Annotated in this window: 12 protein-coding genes and 1 other RNA gene; all 13 read right to left on the reverse strand. The window is 52.5% G+C overall.

The window, feature by feature from the left end; genetic code table 11:
- Window positions 1-18: 18 nt before the first annotated feature.
- Entirely contained in the window at window positions 19-1155 is a 1137-nt protein-coding gene (ftsW, locus tag GX364_01845) for a putative lipid II flippase FtsW (protein NLI69597.1), read from the reverse strand.
- Window positions 1152-2588 (reverse strand): UDP-N-acetylmuramoyl-L-alanine--D-glutamate ligase, encoded by a 1437-nt coding sequence (locus GX364_01850; GenBank protein ID NLI69598.1) that lies wholly within the window; start codon window positions 2586-2588, stop codon window positions 1152-1154. The genes ftsW and GX364_01850 overlap by 4 nt, the downstream gene beginning before the upstream one ends.
- The gene (locus tag GX364_01855; GenBank protein ID NLI69599.1) at window positions 2589-3557 is read right to left on the reverse strand and encodes a phospho-N-acetylmuramoyl-pentapeptide-transferase; all 969 of its coding nucleotides are present in this window, start codon (window positions 3555-3557) and stop codon (window positions 2589-2591) included.
- 23 nt (window positions 3558-3580) lie between these two features.
- On the reverse strand, window positions 3581-4972 hold the full coding sequence (locus GX364_01860; GenBank protein NLI69600.1) for a UDP-N-acetylmuramoyl-tripeptide--D-alanyl-D-alanine ligase: 1392 nt from the start codon (window positions 4970-4972) through the stop codon (window positions 3581-3583).
- A gap of 43 nt (window positions 4973-5015) precedes the next feature.
- Entirely contained in the window at window positions 5016-6506 is a 1491-nt protein-coding gene (locus GX364_01865) for a UDP-N-acetylmuramoyl-L-alanyl-D-glutamate--2,6-diaminopimelate ligase (protein NLI69601.1), read from the reverse strand.
- A gap of 78 nt (window positions 6507-6584) precedes the next feature.
- Entirely contained in the window at window positions 6585-8672 is a 2088-nt protein-coding gene (locus GX364_01870; GenBank protein NLI69602.1) for a PASTA domain-containing protein, read from the reverse strand.
- 54 nt (window positions 8673-8726) lie between these two features.
- A complete protein-coding gene (gene ftsL / locus GX364_01875) occupies window positions 8727-9128 on the reverse strand; it encodes a cell division protein FtsL (GenBank protein NLI69603.1) in 402 nt (133 codons plus the stop codon).
- A gap of 3 nt (window positions 9129-9131) precedes the next feature.
- Window positions 9132-10040, reverse strand: a complete 909-nt coding sequence (rsmH, locus tag GX364_01880) for a 16S rRNA (cytosine(1402)-N(4))-methyltransferase RsmH (protein NLI69604.1) — start codon at window positions 10038-10040, stop codon at window positions 9132-9134.
- 68 nt (window positions 10041-10108) lie between these two features.
- The gene (gene mraZ / locus GX364_01885; protein ID NLI69605.1) at window positions 10109-10540 is read right to left on the reverse strand and encodes a division/cell wall cluster transcriptional repressor MraZ; all 432 of its coding nucleotides are present in this window, start codon (window positions 10538-10540) and stop codon (window positions 10109-10111) included.
- Between the two features lie 248 nt (window positions 10541-10788).
- A complete protein-coding gene (gene mgtE, locus GX364_01890; GenBank protein NLI69606.1) occupies window positions 10789-12108 on the reverse strand; it encodes a magnesium transporter in 1320 nt (439 codons plus the stop codon).
- Window positions 12109-12175: 67 nt separating this feature from the next.
- Window positions 12176-12357: non-coding RNA, 6S RNA (gene ssrS / locus GX364_01895), on the reverse strand.
- Between the two features lie 184 nt (window positions 12358-12541).
- Window positions 12542-14335 carry an aspartate--tRNA ligase gene (gene aspS, locus GX364_01900; protein ID NLI69607.1) on the reverse strand — a complete coding sequence of 598 codons (1794 nt, stop codon included), beginning with the start codon at window positions 14333-14335 and terminating at the stop codon, window positions 12542-12544.
- A gap of 12 nt (window positions 14336-14347) precedes the next feature.
- A complete protein-coding gene (locus GX364_01905; protein NLI69608.1) occupies window positions 14348-15610 on the reverse strand; it encodes a histidine--tRNA ligase in 1263 nt (420 codons plus the stop codon).
- Between the last annotated feature and the right edge of the window lie 226 nt (window positions 15611-15836).

The following is a 15836-nucleotide window of genomic DNA, read 5'->3' on the forward strand; positions in this document are numbered from 1 at the left end:
TTGTCCTTTCTCTTACCCTTATTGATTGGCATATCTGGATATATTCAACAGAATGCCGATACCGCAGAGGTTGAAAAATAACGAACTTCCTCCGGCACTGATCAGGGGGAGGTTCAGCCCCGTGACCGGAAGGCTACCGGTTACCACACCGATATTTATCAAGGCCTGGGCACCGATCATGAATGTGATCCCCGCCGCCAACAAGCCTCCAAAAAGATCCGGTGACGACAGTGCCACCTTCATCCCCCTCCATACCAGGATGAAGAAGAGGAGAATAACCGCCGTCGCCCCCACGAAACCCAGTTCCTCCCCGATGATTGCGAATATAAAGTCGTTGTAGGGTTCCGGCAGATAGTACAGCTTCTGCCTGCTTCTTCCCAGCCCCACTCCGAAGATGCCCCCTGGCCCCAGGGCATAGAGAGATTGGATGATATGGTAGCCGTCTCCCAGTGGATCCGCCCAGGGATCAAGAAATGATGTCAACCGTTTGAGACGGTAAGAGGCGCTGAACACAAGATAGATGATGGCCGGAAAAGACAGGCCGGCCAGCGCCGCTATCTGTTTGAAAGGCATTCCGGCCAGAAAAATGACCATGGCAATACCCAGAAGAATGATCAATCCGGTACCCATATCCGGCTGCCACAGTATGAACAGAAAGGATAGCCCGGCTACCGACAGGGGGATGAAACTGCTGGACCAGAAATTTTCCATACGGATACTCTTGCTGCTGAGGTACGCCGCCGTGAAAATAACCAGGGCAAGCTTGGTAAATTCGGAAGGCTGGAAAGTCAGAAAAGAACCGATTCCGATCCACCTTCTGGCATCGTGAATTTCTATCCCCACCCCTGGTATATATACGGCTGCCAGCAAAACAAAACTGATGATGACCATGGCCGGGGAAAGCCGTTTCAGATGACGATGGTCAAAACGTGAGAAAAACAGCATACCCGTGATCCCCAGCAATGCCCAGAATATCTGACGTCTAAGAAAAAAATAAGGGTCTCCCCTGCTTTCCGCGGCATCCACATAGCTGGCACTGAAAACCATTACCAGTCCGATACCCAGAAGAATAAGGGTTACCAGAAAGATGGTGAAATCGGGATCCTTTTTTTTCCCTTCCTGCCCGGGCCTGGCCCGCAACCTTCTTCTGCTCATCCCCTCAAGGCGTTGACCACTTCCTTGAAACGCCGACCCCTTTCTTCATAATTGGCGAACATATCCATGCTGGCGGAAGCAGGAGAGAGAAGGATGATATCCCCGGCTACCGCGTTCTTCCATGCCCCCGCAACTGCCTCCTCCAGCGAGGCCACGATCTGTGTATCCTCAAATCCTGCTTCATGCGCGGCCTCTTTAATTTTATGGGCTGTCTCCCCCAATAATACTATCATTTTAACTCTGTTTGTAATGGCCGCCCTGACCAATCCCTCATAATTCAGACCTTCTTCCTTCCCTCCCGCAATGAGGATCTTCTCCTTTCCGGGAAAGGCCTCCAGGGCGCCGATCGATGCTTCCGGGTTGGTTCCCTTGGAATCATTTACAAATGTAATGCCGTCCATGACCCTTACATGTTCGAGTCGGTGTTCCAAACCTTCAAAAGACTCCAGCACATCGCCGATCGTTTTCAAGTCCACGCCGCCGGCCCAGGCAGCGGAAGCCGCCGCCAGGGCGTTCTCCAGATTGTGATTGCCGGGAAGGGCCACCTTTTCCCGGGAGCAGAGCGGTTCAAATACCCCCTCCCTGTTGAGGCCGATCGTTCCCTTCCTGACACAGAAACCTTCCACCATTTTTTTTCGGCTGAAAAACAGGGGAGAAGCCCTGGTTTTGTTTTTGAAAGATAATACGAGCGGATCATCGGCATTCAGAACGGCTACATCCGATTCCGTCTGATTGGCCAGGATCTTCTTCTTTGCGTCGGCGTATTTCTCTCTTGTAAGATGATAATCCAGATGGTCTTCCCCGATGTTCAGTATGACCGCTATCAGGGGACGGAAATTGATGGTGTTGTCAAGTTGAAAACTGCTCAATTCCGCAACGATCATGTCCCCGGGGGTGGCTCCGGCCTCCCTTGCCGCATCAACGAGGGGACTGCCGATGTTGCCTGCCGTAAAAGTCCTTCCGAACCGGGCTCTCTGGAAAATTTCGGAGACCATCATGGTCGTGGTTGTTTTACCATTGGTTCCCGTAATGCCTATTATTGGCACTCTGGTAAAATGATATGCCAGTTCAATCTCTGAAATTATCGGTATTTTTGCATCATGCGCTTTTTCCAGGATTCCAAGATGTGGGTTGACACCCGGGCTCTTGACAACCAGCCCCGTTTTCTCGTTGATCAGCGAAGTTGGATGCTCACCCGAAACCACGGATATCCGGGGATCATTCTTCAACCGGGTCATTTCCTGTTCCAGTTCGCAAAGCCTGCGGCGGTCATTGACCACCACCTTGCTGGCACCCAGTTCCAGCAGGAAACATACCGTTGCCAGCCCGCTGAGCCCCAGGCCTACAACCACCGTTTCTTTTTTTCTGATCTTCTCCAGTAACATCTCCGGCCACCTCTGCTCGATAACGATTCGAAAACCATGACCGACCATTCAAAAATATATCTTTCCCGCACCCATGAGCCCTATCAGGGCAAAGATGAATGAGAGACCCCAGAACCCCATGACCACCTGCCATTCGGAATAGCCTTTCAACTCGTAATGATGGTGGAGCGGGCTCATCAAAAACACACGCCTGCCTTTGAAGCGAAACCACAATACCTGCATGGCCACGGAGAGGGTCTCGATTACAAATACCGCCCCGATAATGACCAGGTGCAATTCACACTTGGTAAGGATGGCCACCACCGCCAGGCTTCCCCCCAGCGCCAGGGAACCCACATCGCCCATGAATAACCTGGCCGGATGCAGATTGAAGATCAAAAAACCGAAGGTCGCTCCGATCAGCGCACCACAAAAAAGGGCTATCTCCGGCAGGCCCTTCATGGAGGCAATGATCATGAAAGCCATCAGCGCTATGATCGATGTACCGGCGGCCAGGCCATCTATACCATCGGTCAGATTGGCCGCATTGGTCGCACCCATGACCATGACCAGTACCACGAGCGGGTAGAACCATCCCGCTTCGAAAGTAATATGTGTGAAAGGTATCTCCAGGGTCGTCGGATGGCCGGTTTGATACAAATATATGACGAGCAAGGCCGCAACCAGAAACTGCCCCGCCAGCTTGGTTCTCGCCTTGAGCCCCAGGGACTGGCCGCGCACCACTTTGCCGTAGTCATCAAGAAAGCCAATCGCTGCATTGCCGATGACCATCAACAGGCAAACATGGACCAGGACACCCGGCCGGGGCTGAACAATGAAGAGTGAAATCGTGGCCGAGACCAGAAACACAATCCCCCCCATGGTGGGTGTGCCTGTTTTGGAAAGATGCCGCTGCGGTCCGTCTTCCCTTACGTTTTGCTGAAATTGCCTGCGCCTGGCATAAAATATATACAGGGGGCATCCAACAACGCTTATTGACAAAGACAATAATATGGCTTTTGATACCGTCGATAACATCCTTCCCTCCATTTTTGAAAGGGTCAGTTTTCCTGCAGCCCGTGATATTTTTTCAATCTGTGGATCATCTTCTCCAGTTCCATTCCCCTGGATCCTTTGAAAAGGATCATGCTACCCGCTGTAATGGGTATATCATGCAATTTGTTCCAGGCCTGTTCCCTGTCCTTGCAAACCCGCACCTTCACTTTGCCCCCGTGGGCCTCTTCGGCGATGAACCGGGCCCATCCCCCGATTGTAATCAGATAATCAATGCCGCTACCGGCTATTTTCCTGCCAACTTCCCGGTGGGCATCTTCCGATATCTCGCCAAGTTCCAGCATATCCCCAAGGACGGCAATCTTCAGGCCGGGCACTTCCATCTCCTGCATCACTTCGATGGTAGCTTTCATGGAAGCGGGATTGGCATTGTATGTGTCATCGATGATCTTCAGCCCCCCCATTTCCGTTATCCGCAGCCGGCCCGGTGAATGATGAAAATCCCATAGATCAAAATTCAAAGCATCGATATCTATTTTGAAAAGAAAACCCAGCGCCAGAGCGGCAAGGGCATTGCTGACATTGTGTTTCCCGGGAAGGGGCAGCTCAAATGGGCGCCTCCGGCCATCGGGAAAAGCCACTTCAAAACTTGCCCTTTGGCCATGGCCGGCATATGCACAAGCCCGAAAATCAACGTTCTTTCCCCAGCCATAATAGAAAACCTGTCGGCAGCACCCCTGCCCCAGTTTCCGCAGGTGCGGATCATCCCCGTTGAGGATGGCAACCCCGCCATCACCCAGATTTTCGAGCAGTTCACCCTTGGCCCGGGCAATGCTCTCCACCGATCCTAGAAGCTCAAAATGCGCCGTGCCTATATTGGTGATGACTGCCCAGCGGGGAACCGCGATCCGGGCCAGATGGGCAATTTCACCCGGGCCCCGCATGGCCATCTCCAGAACTGCCACCCGATGACCTTCATTCAGGCCCAGTAGAGTCAGGGGCAGGCCGATATGATTGTTGTAGTTACCACCGGTTTTCAGCAGGTTGAAATGGCTTCCCAGCACCGTGGCTGCCAGATCCTTGGTCGTGGTTTTCCCGCTGCTACCCGTTATCCCGATCACTTCCGTATCGAATCGGCGTCGGTAATACCCCGCCAACTTTTGCAATGCATCGAGCGTGTCACCGACCCTGAGGACAGCCCCGGAACCCGCACCCCGGGGGGGATCCTGTGCAGTGAATACCCCACCGGCTCCCTTCCGGAAAGCTTCGGAAATGTAACGATGGCCATCAGTTCTCTCCCCCTTCAGGGGGACAAACCAGTCCCCGGGTTCAAGACTGCGGGTATCGATTGAAATTCTTTCTATCAGCCTGCCGGGGTCACCTCCAACGAGGGTCCCCCCCGTAGCCGCGGCAAGCTCGCGTAAAGTAAGTTTCATCATGATATTCCTTTGTTACAGACATTGCAAAATGGACAGGCCCGGTTCAGCTATCTCCCGGTTTTGCGACAATCAATTCTTCCACTGTTTTCCGGTCGCTGAAATATATGGTCCTATCCTTGAAAATCTGGTATTCCTCATGCCCCTTGCCGGCAATGACGACGATATCCCCCGGTGCAGCCAGATCAACCGCCTTCTTGATCGCATCATGGCGGTCCACCCTGACATGGTACCCGTCTTTTACCGTCTTTTCCAGGCCCGGGATGATCTCGTCTATTATTGCCCCGGGATCTTCCCCCCGCGGATTGTCCGAAGTAACGATACATATTTCACTGTATTTCCCGGCGATCTCTCCCATCAGGGGCCGCTTGGACCGATCACGCTCCCCGCCGCAGCCGAAGACCGTGATCAGCCGTCCCTCTTTCAGGAGCTGCCTGGCCCCCTGCAGTATGTTCTCCAGGCCGTCTGTGGTGTGTGCATAATCAACGATCACCAGATAATCCTGCCCGCATTCCACCAGTTCAAATCGCCCCGGTATCCCCGTGACCGCTTCCAGCCCCTTTTTTATATCCTCGATCTTCATCCCGTCAGCCAGCCCGGTAGCAACGGCAGCAAGGGAATTGTAGACATTGAACATACCCCTCAATTTCAGGTCAAGATCAAACTCGCCGGCAAAGGAACGCACCCTGAAGCGAGTACCCCCCCGGTCGACAACCGGATTTACCGCATATACATCGGCAGGCTTTCTGACCGCGTATGTAACTTTTTCCACGGGAACAAGTGAGGAAAAATAATCAAAATGGGGATCGTCCCTGTTGAGCACGGCCACTCTGGGGCGCCCCATCTTGGAAAGTCCCCCCCCCATCCCGGCAAAAAGCTTGCCCTTGGCTGCACGATAGGCTTCAAAATCATGATGAAAATCAAGATGCTCCTCGGTTATATTGGTCAAAACAGCGATATCGAACTCGCACCCGGAAACCCGGTGCCAGTCCAGAGCGTGGGATGAAACCTCCATCACAGCATAAGGAACTTCTTTTTCGACCATGAGAGCCAGCAAAGCTTGAAGTTCCGGGGCTTCCGGGGTTGTGGAAAGGGCCGGAAATGTTTCCCGGCCGATTCTGTACTCCACCGTCCCCATCAGGCCGCCGGTAACTCCCTTTGTTTCCAGCAGTTTCTCGATGAGGAATGTGGTCGTCGTCTTCCCGTTTGTCCCCGTTACCCCCACGAGGCGTAATTTTTTTGAAGGATGGCTGTAAAAAGCCGCCGCCAGCGCTGCCATGGCCAGGCGGACATCGGGGGTGCGGATACAGGGAAGATCCATGCGAGGTGCATCTTCCCCGACAACTACGGCCAGTGCCCCCTTCCTCATTGCCTCCCGGGCATACTCCCAGCCCGCGGCTTTTGTTCCCGGCAAGGCAAAAAAAAGGTACCCTTTCTTAATCCTGTCGCTGTGGTACGCGAGTCCGGTAACCTCACCGTCGATTCTGCCATTGATCTCCTTCAACAGCAAGCTGTCTAGCAACCTGTTTATATGCATGGACCTTTCCTTCTGTTCAATTTTTGGCTCCAGATTTATTATAAACTAATCAAGAAAAAGATAAACTTTCACCGCGGGTCACGGCCCGCCAGAACCGGTTCTGCGGAAGACCACGCTGACTTCCCTCCCGGGGCTCATTTCGGTACCTGACTTGGGATACTGTTCAACGACCGTGCCGCTTCCCTCTTCATTAAGTCCCAGTCCCAACCATTGCAGGATCTCCCTGGCCTCCTCCATGGTCATGCCTTTCAGGTCGGGAACAACAACTTTCCCGGTAGGCAGTACCTTGCGGTCAAGGTAAACTATTATACGCGAATGGATCGGAACCCGCCCCCCTCCCTTGGGGGTCTGATCGACGATCCTGGCACCCTCGCCTATTGTCTTCAACAACAAACCTTTGTTATCCAGTATCTGCCCGGCTTCGTCCAGAGTAAGATCGATCAAATCGGGCACCTCGATGACCCCGCCCTCGGGAAGCACGGTGTCCTCTCCCGGTTGCACACCCATATAATTGAGAACATCCTTCATGATACGATGAAAGATCGGTGCACAGATCTGTGATCCCCATTGAGATCCCCTCGTCGCCCCGTCTACGGCAATAAAGAGTATGATTTGCGGTTTTTCCATGGGTGCAAATCCCACAAAAGAAAGGATCAAGCCTCCGTGGAGATAACCTCCGCCGGGGCCCACTTTCTGAGCGGTGCCTGTCTTGCCGGCAACCCGAAACCCTTCTATGTAGGCGTTTATCCCGCTGCCGCTGCTGACCACTTTCTCCATGATCCCCGCTATTTTGCGGGACGTTTCGGTGGAAATCATCTGCCTCACGGCCTTCGGTTCATTCTTCACCACCACATTACCTTCATGATCTTTTATCTCCTTGACCACGTAGGGTTTCATGAGATACCCCCCGTTGGCGATGGCCGCATAGGCCATGACCTGCTGCAAGGGGGTGACGGATATTCCCTGCCCGAAAGATGAGGTGGCCAGCTCCAGCGGCCCCACCTGGGATGGTTCAAAGATAATCCCGCTCCCCTCACCTGGATAATCGATCCCGGTCCTTGCTCCGAAACCGAATGTCTTGTAATATGAAAACAATTTTTCTTTCCCCAGCCGCTGTCCCAGAACCATGAATGCAGGGTTGCATGAACCGAGTACCGCCTCAAGATAATCTATGCTTCCATGACCGCCACGCGAGGAAGTCCAGCACCCTATTTTTGTGCCGGCAACCTCCAGGGATCCGGAGCAGTAGAATCTTTCATTCTCATTGTAAATACCCTCCTCCACTGCAGCCATCAATGTGGCAAGTTTGAAGGTAGACCCCGGTTCAAAAGTACCGGTAAATGGCGTCAGCTTCCAGTACCTGGAGTCGTATTTGGAATACTGTGCGGGATCAAAATCGGGTTTGCTGCATACAGTCAACACCTCGCCGGTAAAAGGGTCAACACCGAGTGCGATCGCCTGTTTGGCTCCATATTCATTGAGAGCCCTTTCCAGTTCCCTTTCCACGATATACTGGATCGTATCATCGATGGTCAGATAAAGATCTTTTCCATCCCTGGGGGGAACAAATCTTCGCACCTCATGGGGAATGGGCCTGTTCCGGTTGTCTGAAGGGAAGTAGAGATGGCCTTCTTTCCCGCGCAGCTCTTCCTCGTACATTATTTCCAGGCCGCTCCAACCCTGATCCATGCCGACAAAACCAAGAAGCTGCGATGCCAGCGTACCCTGCGGGTAGAAACGCTTTCCCTCCGTGGTAAATGTGATGCCGGGTAATTTCAGGTCGCGAACTTTCTGGGCGACATCTTTATCCACTTTCCTTTTGAGATAAACTGCTGCACGGGAGCGGGTGAGAAGTTCTTTCAGCCTCGCCGGATCCTCTTCAAGAACTTCTGACAGCAGAGTTGCGGTTTCCTGTGGATTTTCAATCTGTGCGGGGATGGCCACCACCGTTTCGACGGTACAACTGCCCGCCAGCAACCTTCCGTTCCGGTCATATATCGACCCGCGGGGGGAGCGGGCAGGTATACTGCGGTTCCATTGCTCCCAGGCCTTCTGATAAAGATCGTCTGCCTGGACAACCTGGATCCAGAACAGCCTGATTGTTAAAATGGCGGTTACGAGCAGAAATGAAAGAAATATGGCAATCAGCCTTTTGCGGACATTCATCTTGGAAAACGAAGCATTGTACAAAGACGCAACCTCCCAAAAAACCGGTTGACATTACCTGTTTTGCGCTACGGTATAAATTTTGATCTTTTGCGCTTCTTCCAGTTCCAGTCCGGCCCGGGCAATCCCTTCAATTCTTTCCAGAGATTTCAAACTGGCAATTTCAAGTTCCAGTTCTTTGCGCTCATCCGCAAGCCTTTCTATTTCTTCCTGAGCTTTCACGATTTCAAAGTTTATGGTCACTGTTTTGCAGTACTGTGCTACCGATGCAACAGACAACACGAAACAGATCATCAAAAATAAAAACAGAGGCAACCTGGCCCTTGCCCCGCCTCTTTCCTTTGCCTGACGGGATCTGGTTGGGGGCACGGTGGTGTATCTCTTCCCATGTGAATTGTGGCGATATTGCTGGAAAGAAACTTTCCGGGCCTGTAACAATTTATTCACCTTCTTCATTGTTTAGAACTGAATCCTTTGCGCAACTCTTAGCAGGGCACTTCTTGAACGGGGGTTGCCCGCTATCTCTTCCCGTGTCGGTTTCAACGGATGCCTCGTCATGATTTTTATCCTTGCCGTTGCATCGCATACACATTGGGGAAGCCCCGCCGGACAGTTACAGGTTTCCGCCTGCGATTTGAAATAATTTTTCACGATCCGATCTTCCAGCGAGTGGTACGAGATGACACACAATGTCCCCCCTCTTTTGAGCAAATCAATGCACTGCGGGAGGGCCTCCCTCAATTCATTCAATTCCTCGTTCACCGCTATCCTCAAAGCTTGAAAACACCTTCTGGCCGGGTGCGTTCTCCCTTTCCTTGCCCCCTGCGGAATGGCTGCCTTGATGATTCTTACCAATTCCAGGGTTGATTCCAGCCGCTGTTTCCGGCGGCTTTCAACCACAAATGATGCAATTCTGGAAGCCCATCTTTCCTCCCCGTATTCCCTGAATATGCCTGTCAGTTCCTCGGCGCTGCAATTGTTCAGCAGATCGGCAGCGGTAATCTCCAGGTTGCGGTCCATCCTCATGTCCAGTGGGCCGCTTTTACGAAAAGAAAAACCTCTCGATGGTTCATCGACCTGGTGGCTGGAAATGCCCAGATCCAGAATGATGCCATCCACATGCCGGTAGCCTGCCTCTCCCACCAGCGTTGCAAGCTGTCCGAAATTTCCCTTCTTCAAAATCAGGCGGTCTCTGTAGTCTTTCAAACGTTCGGCAGCGCGATGAAGCGACTCTTCATCGCGGTCTACACCCACAAGCCACCCCCCGTGGGAAAGTAACGCCCGGGCATGCCCTCCATCCCCGACCGTGGCATCGACATAGACACCGCGGGCCCGGGGAGCCATGAACCGTATCACCTCATTCAGCATTACCGGTTTGTGAATGGTCTTTCACCCTCCAAATGTCACCTGGCCAGAATCGCATTCATTTCTTCGTTTCAAAGATCAAAATCTACAAGCTGCTCGGCAATCTGTTCAAAAGATGAATTCTGTTTCTCGCTGTAATTCTTCCAGACGGTATCAGCCCATATCTCCACCCTGCTTGAAACACCAAGAACCGTTACTTCCCGTTCCAGATGGGCATAACCCCGCAAATTCTGGGGGATCAGTATCCGGCTCTGTTTATCCCTTTCCACCTCGACCGCACCGGAAAAAAACAGACGCATGAATGCACGAGCATCGGCACGGGTAAGCGGCAAAGCTTTCAGCTTCTGTTCCATCACTTCCCATTCCGGCAGGGGATAGGCAAAGAGGCAAACATCCAACCCGCGGGTGATGATAAATCTTTCCCCGAGCCCCGCGCGCAATTTGACCGGTATGATCAGTCTACCCTTGCTGTCCAGCGCATGGCTGAACTCACCCATGAACATATTATCGATTCCCTCTTCCGGTTGCATATTCCCCACTTACACCCACTTAACCCCACTTATATACTTACATTCTCCCCCGACGCCCGATCTCCTTCTTTTTTTAGAAAAAAATAAAAAAATCGGTTATTTTTTTTTAACCGATTTGTTAAGCCGTTTTAAAAAGCTTTTTTCAACAGGCCAGATGTTATTATATTGTACCCGGAACGCAGGGATCTCCGCTTGTTTTCCGGAAATCTGTCATGCGTTTTTTATTGAATAAATCGAAAAAAAATCGTTGCCGTGCCGAAATAAATAAGCAGGCCGGTAACATCCTTGATGGTGGTAACAAAAGGCCCGGAGGTGATGGCCGGATCGATCCCCACTTTGTGGCATAACAGGGGAACCAACGTGCCGATCACGGTAGCCAGGCTGACGGTCAGAAGCATGGAGAAACCGACCACAATTCCCAGGTAGACGTTTCCCTGCCACAACAGGGTAACCAGACCGGCGATAAAACCAAAAATCATGCCCATCATCAACCCCACCCGGAATTCCTTGAAAAAATAATTCCAGACCTCATCCGCACCAATTTCCCCGGTGGCAATGCCCCTGACAAAAATGGTCGATGATTGCGTTCCCACATTGCCACCCATGTCCATGATCACCGGTATGAAGATGGCCAGAACAACGACTGTTTCGATCATCTGCTCGAACACACCGATCACACTTCCAGCCAGCAACCCCCCGGCCAGGCAGATTGATAACCAGGGGATCCGCCTGCTGGCCACCTGATAGGCGGAAGCCTGAATAAGGTCAACTCCTTCAACCTCGCTTGTCCCCACCATCTTGTAGAAGTCCTCGGTGGCCTCCTCCTGCAACACGTCAAGGATATCATCGACAGTAATAACCCCCAGGAGCCGCCCCTCGTCTTCCACGACGGGGAGAGCCAGCAGGTCATAACGGGCCACGATACGGGCAACCTCCTCCTGGTCAACTCCAACATGAACACTGATAACATTTTTGTTCATGATTTCTCTCAAAGGAGTTCCATCCGTGGCCGAAATCAGATCCCTCAAGGAAAGGACGCCTATCAGACGTGTTTCCTCATCCACCACATATACATAGTAGATAATTTCTGCCTCGGGAGCGATTTCCCTCAACCTCTGTATAGCCTCTTCCGCCGCCATCTCCTGCGAGAAGGAGATTATATCGGTGGTCATGATCCCGCCGGCCGTGTCTTCCGGATACTTCAGCAAACCCTCTATCTCTCCCGATTTGCCATCGATGAGTTCGAGAAGTTCTCTTGTTTCATGCGGTGGAAGTTCGGCCAGCAGGTCGGCAGCGTCATCCGTATCCATTTCTTTCAAAATGGAGGAGGCCCTTTTTTGGGTCAGCAGGTTGAAAAGGGCAACCTGATCAAATTCCTCCATTTCCTGGATGATCAAGGCGGCCTCTTCATCTGAAAGGAGGGAAAACAGATCCTGCTTCTGTTCATCGGTAAAATCCTCAATGTACTCGGCAAGGTCACTGGGATGTGTACCCTTCTTCACTTCCGACAGTATCTTCTGCAAGGTGTTCTGCATGGACATGGGCTCATCCCCCCCCCCCTCAAAAAATCCTTTATAATTATATCACCGTCGACTGAAAAAAAGCAAAAAAAACCCCGCCGTGCCGTGAACCGATCGTTTTGAACTTGTCCCTCTCAAAGTGGGTACCCTCCTACGATGTTTGTATGTCCCCTACCTGGAGGGCTTATACGCCGATCGTAAAGCCAGGTTCCCTTTGTATCCCTGTTAGCTCAAAACTTTATGCGGTAAACACGTACAAAGCAGGGTTGTTTTCGAAACGGTTTTGCAATGCAATAATACCATACCATCATTGCAAAATCAAGCTGTCGGCCCTTCCGCGTTCATCCCTGTTAATTAAGATAACCCTATTTTTTCAGATTAAACCTCCATGACAGCGATGTTGTGCTGAATGGCCGTACAGCCAGGGGGTGCCATCCCCACGGTTGCAGGGATATCACTCGTTACCGCCCCTGGATTTCTCGGGCTTCGCCGTTGCCACCCTGATGTGAAGTTCCTTCAGCTGCCGGTCATTGACAGGTGCAGGCGCACCGGTCAGGAGACAGGCGGCATGCGCCGTTTTGGGAAAAGGAATTACCTCCCTTATACTCTGATCTCCGGCCAGGAGCATGATCAAACGGTCAAGTCCGAAAGCGATACCTCCATGCGGTGGAGCACCATATTCAAAAGCCTCGAGAAGAAACCCGAATTTTTCCGCGGCGGCAGCAGCATCAATACCCATCAATTTGAACATGCGTTCCTGCAATTTTCGCTGATGAATCCTGATACTCCCACCCCCGATTTCCACACCGTTCAGCACCAGGTCATAGGCCCGGGCGCGCACCTTCAGGGGCTCTGCCTCCAGCAGAGGCACGTCCTCTTCCAGCGGAGCGGTAAACGGATGATGTATGGATACATGCCTTTTCTCTTCCGGATCATACTCCAGCAATGGAAAATCGACGATCCAGACAAACCGGTCATCTGTTGTAGAGATAGAATCGGTTTTCCCCAGTTTCAGGCGGAGAAGGCCCAGGACCGAACAAACCGTCTTCCGGTCATCGGCCACAAATAAAAGCAAGTCTTCTTCCTCGGCCATGGTCTTTCCGCCAATTTCATCCAGAATATCCGGCGCAAAAAATTTACTGATGGGGGATTTCCAGCCTTCCGCAGTCTTGACCATCCAGGCCAGCCCGCTTGCCCCCGATTCACGAGCATAAACGACCAGATCATCGATCATCTTGCGGGAAAAATGGGCCCCTCCGGGAACCCGCAACCCTTTTACCACCCCGCCCCTGTGGATCGCCTCCTTGAACACCCTGAAGTTGCTTCTGGCCGCCGCCGCGGAGACATCGGTCAATTCCATTCCTATACGCAAGTCAGGTTTGTCGGTTCCGAATCGATCCATGGCCTCCCGGAAACTTATTCTTGGAAATGGCTCCAGTTCACGCCCCTTTATCTCTTTCCACAACCTTCCAAGCATCGATTCAACGACCCCGAATATCTCCTCCTGGTCGGTAAAAGACAGCTCCATGTCTATCTGGGTAAACTCGGGCTGCCGATCGGCTCTAAGGTCCTCATCCCTGAAACAACGGGCTATCTGGAAGTAGCGTTCCACCCCTGCTACCATGAGAAGCTGTTTGAAAAGCTGGGGGGATTGGGGCAATGCAAAGAATGATCCAGCCCGGAGACGTCCGGGAACAAGGTAATCACGCGCTCCTTCGGGGGTACTTCTCGTCAGCATCGGCGTCTCCACCTCGATGAAACCCTCGCGATCAAGGCAATCCCTGATAATCCTGACAATATCATGCCTGAGGCGAAGTTTTTTGAACATTTCCGGCCGCCGCAGATCCAGGTAACGGTATCTCAGCCTCAGATTTTCATCGACATGGATACCATCTTCGATATAGAATGGCGGTGTTCGGGAAGGGTTGATCGTCGCCATGTCTTTCACCCTGATCTCTATTTCCCCGGTTGGCAGTTTGGGATTCACGGTGTCCGCCGAACGGCTTGCCACCGTACCGTCTGCAACAATCACATATTCCCCCCTGAGCCGTTCTGCCGCTTTGAACAGATCCGGGTTCACATCATGATCAAATACAAGCTGGACCAGGCCGGTGCGATCCCTCAGGTCAACAAAGATCAGCCCTCCATGGTCCCTTGAACCCTGAACCCAGCCGGCAAGAACAACCCTTCTGCCTTCGTCCCCATTCCTCAGCTCCCCGCACCAATGAGTCCTTTTCAACCTCATCATCCTGCCCTCCCGCTAGATAGAATCCCTGTCCTCACGTATCAATGCAATGGCTTCCGCCAGAGTGAATTCGTCCTGTTTTCCCGTGTTCATGTTCCTTAGCGTTACCTTTCCCCGCTTCTCTTCACGTTCTCCCAGAATTATTACATGGGAAAAGTCTTTTTTCCCCGCATATTTCATCGTGGCTTTCATGCTTCGGCCCCCGAAATCAACTTCCGCCGCAATGCCCGCACGGCGGATCTCTGCCACTATCTTCAGTGATGGTAACAGGCGAGAATCCGTATCGGCGATCACGAATACCCTGGCCTGCCCCCTTCCTTCCCGGCCCCGGCCTTCCAGTGAAAGCAAGATCCTGTCCATTCCCATCGCTACCCCCACGGCAGGCGTATGCTCCCCGCCAAGGATTTCGACAAGATTGTCATAGCGACCCCCTCCGCCGATCGAATTCTGCGCACCCAGGTCATCGCTGACAAATTCAAACGCTGTGCGGGTATAATAATCAAGCCCCCGAACCAGCCCGGGGTCCACCTTGAAGTCCACGCCAAGTTTGATCAGGTAGTCCTGAACCGTCTCGAAATGGGTCCGACAGCCAGGGCAAAGATTGAAAGTTATCTCCGGGGCATCCCGGAACAGATCCCGGCATGATTTCGTCTTGCAGTCGAGAATCCTCAAGGGATTGCTTTCAAAGCGAACCCGGCAGTGTGAACATAGTTCTTCCCGGTGCGGGGCGAGGTGGGCGAGCAGGCGCTCCTGATAGAGCGGACGGCAGTCGGAACAGCCCACACTGTTCAGGAGAAGAACGGTCTTCTCCAACCCGATCAGATCGAGGAAGTCCCGGGCCAGGCATATTACCTCCACATCGGCCGCCGGCCGCTCCGATCCGAAACACTCCACCCCGAATTGAAAAAACTGGCGGTAACGCCCCAATTGGGGGTTGTCATGGCGAAACATCGGACCATAATAATAGAACTTGATCGGCTGGGGCAGGGCATCGAAACGATGCTCCAGATAAGCCCTCACTATCGATGCGGTTCCCTCCGGCCTGAGAGCAATATCCCTTCCTCCCCTATCTTTGAAGCTGTACATTTCCCTGGCCACGATGTCCGTGTCCTCGCCGACACTGCGTGAGAACACTTCCGTGTATTCAAAGATGGGCGTGCGTATCTCCCGGTAACCATAGTTACGGGCAACCTCGTGCAGTTTCTCCTCCAGATGGTACCAGTCCCTCATCTCGTCAGGGACGATGTCACGGGTACCCCGGGGAACTCTTATCCTCATTCTTCTCCCTCCGCCATCCAATCCCCTGGTAACAGGAATGGTTTCATTCTATATAAATTTGTAGATCCGTTCAAGTTGTCGGCTCCAGGGCCTGCTTCTTCAACGTGGTTTGATTTTTCGCCAGCCCCGGCAGCAGGCGCGCCCTGTTACTTGTATTTGCTTCCCGGCATAACATCATGAAGGCAGCTTTCCAGCTGTTTCCCCCGGAGCCCGGAAAGTCCCGGAA

The sequence above is a fragment of the Bacillota bacterium genome, assembly GCA_012518215.1.
Classification (GTDB): domain Bacteria; phylum Bacillota; class Dethiobacteria; order DTU022; family PWGO01; genus JAAYSV01.

Bases quoted from the DNA above. Each gene is read 5' to 3' on its own strand.
- ftsW (NLI69597.1), bottom strand. From the start codon at position 1,155: ATGAGCAGAAGAAGGTTGCGGGCCAGGCCCGGGCAGGAAGGGAAAAAA.
- GX364_01850 (NLI69598.1), bottom strand. From the start codon at position 2,588: ATGGTCGGTCATGGTTTTCGAATCGTTATCGAGCAGAGGTGGCCGGAG.
- GX364_01855 (NLI69599.1), bottom strand. From the start codon at position 3,557: ATGTTATCGACGGTATCAAAAGCCATATTATTGTCTTTGTCAATAAGC.
- GX364_01860 (NLI69600.1), bottom strand. From the start codon at position 4,972: ATGATGAAACTTACTTTACGCGAGCTTGCCGCGGCTACGGGGGGGACC.
- GX364_01865 (NLI69601.1), bottom strand. From the start codon at position 6,506: ATGCATATAAACAGGTTGCTAGACAGCTTGCTGTTGAAGGAGATCAAT.
- GX364_01870 (NLI69602.1), bottom strand. From the start codon at position 8,672: ATGAATGTCCGCAAAAGGCTGATTGCCATATTTCTTTCATTTCTGCTC.
- ftsL (NLI69603.1), bottom strand. From the start codon at position 9,128: ATGAAGAAGGTGAATAAATTGTTACAGGCCCGGAAAGTTTCTTTCCAG.
- rsmH (NLI69604.1), bottom strand. From the start codon at position 10,040: ATGCTGAATGAGGTGATACGGTTCATGGCTCCCCGGGCCCGCGGTGTC.
- mraZ (NLI69605.1), bottom strand. From the start codon at position 10,540: ATGTTCATGGGTGAGTTCAGCCATGCGCTGGACAGCAAGGGTAGACTG.
- mgtE (NLI69606.1), bottom strand. From the start codon at position 12,108: ATGTCCATGCAGAACACCTTGCAGAAGATACTGTCGGAAGTGAAGAAG.
- aspS (NLI69607.1), bottom strand. From the start codon at position 14,335: ATGATGAGGTTGAAAAGGACTCATTGGTGCGGGGAGCTGAGGAATGGG.
- GX364_01905 (NLI69608.1), bottom strand. From the start codon at position 15,610: ATGAGGATAAGAGTTCCCCGGGGTACCCGTGACATCGTCCCTGACGAG.